At 64.2% G+C, this 2,717-nt stretch carries 5 protein-coding genes and 1 pseudogene; 3 read left to right on the top strand and 3 right to left on the bottom strand.

The window, feature by feature from the left end; all coding sequences use genetic code 11:
* Both QOC69_RS15875 and QOC69_RS15870 read left to right on the top strand, forming a co-directional pair.
* Positions 1–496, top strand: a 496-nt coding sequence (locus QOC69_RS15875; RefSeq protein WP_526441163.1) for an aldehyde dehydrogenase family protein, incomplete at its 5' end; no start/stop codon positions are given.
* Between the two features lie 90 nt (positions 497–586).
* Complete coding sequence (locus QOC69_RS15870) at positions 587–1,249, top strand: FAD-dependent oxidoreductase (RefSeq protein ID WP_526441161.1); 663 nt, start codon at positions 587–589, stop codon at positions 1,247–1,249.
* Here the strand turns inward: QOC69_RS15870 and QOC69_RS15865 are convergent.
* Positions 1,194–1,313, bottom strand: a pseudogene (locus QOC69_RS15865) (acyl-[acyl-carrier-protein] thioesterase); the annotation flags it as partial. The gene QOC69_RS15870 and the pseudogene QOC69_RS15865 overlap by 56 nt on opposite strands.
* An 80-nt stretch (positions 1,314–1,393) precedes the next feature.
* Between QOC69_RS15865 and QOC69_RS15860 the strand changes: the two are divergent.
* Entirely contained in the window at positions 1,394–1,819 is a 426-nt protein-coding gene (locus QOC69_RS15860; RefSeq protein ID WP_526441159.1) for an LLM class flavin-dependent oxidoreductase, read from the top strand.
* Here QOC69_RS15860 and QOC69_RS15855 read toward each other — a convergent pair.
* Both QOC69_RS15855 and QOC69_RS15850 read right to left on the bottom strand, forming a co-directional pair.
* Positions 1,708–2,160 (bottom strand): esterase/lipase family protein, encoded by a 453-nt coding sequence (locus QOC69_RS15855; protein WP_526441165.1) that lies wholly within the window; start codon positions 2,158–2,160, stop codon positions 1,708–1,710. The two genes, QOC69_RS15860 and QOC69_RS15855, sit on opposite strands and share 112 nt — an antisense overlap.
* Positions 2,161–2,360: 200 nt before the next feature.
* Positions 2,361–2,717, bottom strand: a 357-nt coding sequence (locus QOC69_RS15850; RefSeq protein ID WP_526441157.1) for an alpha/beta hydrolase family protein, incomplete at its 5' end; no start/stop codon positions are given.

Genomic DNA, 2,717 nt, shown 5'->3' with positions numbered 1-2,717 from the left:
AAACGTCCAGTTGGGCCCGGTCGTCAACGAGAAGCAAGCGGCGAACTTGGATCGAATCGTCGCCGAGACTGTTGACGCCGGTGCGAAGATTCTCGTCGGTGGCAAGCGGGACGGACTCTTCTACGAGCCCACCGTGATCACGGGTGTGACGCCGGGAATGCCCTGTTTCACCGAGGAGATCTTCGGCCCCGTCGCGCCGATCACCACCTTCAGCACCGATGAAGAGGCCATCGCACTGGCCAACAACACACCCTACGGACTTGCGGCGGCGGTGGTGGGACCCGATCTGGCCCGCGCGCAGCGCATTGCCGAGGGCATCCACGCCGGCGTCGTCCACATCAACGATCAGCCGGTGTTGCACGAGGTCTATGGCCCGATCGGCGGAGTTGGCATGTCGGGCAACGGGTTCAGCCACAGCACACTCACCAACGCTGATCAGTTCACTGAGTGGAAGTGGATCACCGTTCGCGACGAGATTGCCCAGTACCCCTTCTAGTCCCCTGTCCCGCTTGCCCGGCCAGCAGTCCATTTGCGCCTGAACCCGTCCCGTTCGGTCGCGGGTGGAACACATTTGAGGAGACCAGCCGTGACCTATCACGTATTCGCACCAGAACTGATCAGGGAAGACGGCACCACCTTCGCCGACGACACCGACGTCATCGTCGTCGGAACCGGCGCGGGCGGCTTCACCGCGGCGATCACCGCGGCGAACAACGGTGCCCGGATCATCCAACTCGAGAAGGCTCAGACCATCGGCGGCACAACGAAGAAGGCGGCCGCCGCGGCGCGCGAGGTCGAAGCGATGGGCGAACCCGGACTCGCGCTGATCGAACGGTTCCTGCACCGCACCATCGCCCACCGTTCGCAGCTGGTGCTGCCGACGCACGGCGTCCCGCCCTCACAGAGCGAAGAAATCAGCCGGCTGCGCGCCGAGGTCCGGGAGATCATGACGCGCATCCTCAAGCGCGGCAACAAGGACGGAACAGTACGCGCAGACTTTTCATCTTCATGTCATAAACCGCCTTTTTTACGGTCTCATCCTCCGTGTCATATTCTCACCGACGGTGTCATGTCGGTGTCATATATGACACTGCGGGGAGGTCCGGCGACGATGTGCGGCGTGTCCGTCTCACCTGGTCCGCTTCGTCCATCGACAGCTGATGAGCCGTTCGGATTTGTATGTGACGCGATTCCTAGAGGGCGAAGATCGAAGCGATGGCCTTGGTTTCGTCGGCGACGGCATAGGTGAGAGTGGTGATGGTGCGGTCGACCAGTCCTGGCCCGAAGTTGTCGGTGGAACCCGGCGGTTGGACTCGCTTGCGTCACGCCGTGCATGCCGCGACACGCGGCAACGGACGCACAGCGCCGTCATCGTCACTAGAACGGAATCGTCATGAAGATCGGAATCGGCTTGCCGAACGGCAGCGCAGGGGTTCGTGGCTCGACGATGCTGGAGTGGATCCGGCGAGCCGAACATCGGGGATTCGACGTGGTGTCCACCATCGATCGGCTGGTCTATCCGAGCTTCGACTCGATCATCGGATTGGCGCTGGCTGCCGGAGCCAGCAGCAGCCTCGCACTGCAGACCAACATCCTGCTCGCGCCGCTGTATCCACCGGCGGTTCTCGCCAAGCAGTTGGCCAGCATCGCCGGCGCCGCGGGCAACCGGCTCACCGTCGGCATCGCCCCCGGCGGCCGTGAAGACGACTACATCGCGGCTGGCGTTGACTTCCGCGCCCGCGGACGCTTGCTCGACGACGAAATGACGCTCATGCGCCAAGCCTGGCAAGGCGAAGCGATCACCGATGGCGCCGTATAGTCCTCGCCGGCATCGGGCGCGCGGGCCGCGATGTTGACCATGGCAGTCACCTTAGGATCGACACCAGCCTGGGTCACGATTATCCCGGAATATGAATGCCCGACGAGCACCGTCGGGCCGTCCATGAGTGCAAGCGTTCGCTTCGCGAACTCGACGTCTTCCTCAAGGGTGCGCAGCGGGTTCTGTACCGACGCGACGGTGAGCCCCCGCGCCTGGAGATAGGGGATCACGTCGGCCCAGCACGATCCATCGGCATAGGCACCGTGCACCAATACCACATTCTTGGCGGCCGGTAGCGGTCCAGTCGCAGCGGGCGCGCCACGGGCCGAAGGCGCACCCATAACCGCGGCGACGCTCCCGAGGGCAACGGTGGATGCGAAAGTCCTTCTGTCCATTACTAACTCCATTCCAAAATTAAGACCGCCGGTCCCGATCCGGCGAGCTTCGACGAGATCGCGGTGCCAATTGTGGCTTAGCCGGCGCGCAGCGATCGCCCTCTTCGGAACGGCAGGGCGGCTGATCAACGGGGTCGAACGAACATTCAGTCGGCCATCTTGGCGTGCCGGTGGAGGAATTCGAGCTCGACTGCGACCACGTCGTCGAAGCTCTGGCCCCCTTGGTAGACGTCGTAGTGCCCGCCGCGACTGCGGTGCACTTCGCCGCGTTGGGCGTTGTCGGCGACGCGTAGCGCCGGGCCCACCGGCGCCATCGTGTCGTGTTCGGCAACGATGAGCAGGATGGGGCAGCGAATGGCTGCGGCGCGTCGTACTGGCCGCCGCCAGGAAAAGCTGAGCAGCGACCGCGCCGCGACCCGGTTGTTCCAGGGGATCGAGCCCTTTGGGGTCATCAGTTCCTGCCCGAACAGCGCGTCAGGGGTGGCGCCGATCGCGAGCTGCCC

Origin of the sequence: Mycobacterium sp. (genome assembly GCF_032162105.1) — a bacterium.
Taxonomy (GTDB): domain Bacteria; phylum Actinomycetota; class Actinomycetes; order Mycobacteriales; family Mycobacteriaceae; genus Mycobacterium.
The sequence above is the reverse complement of the archived record's forward strand: the minus strand, read 5'-3'. Positions and strand labels throughout refer to the sequence as shown.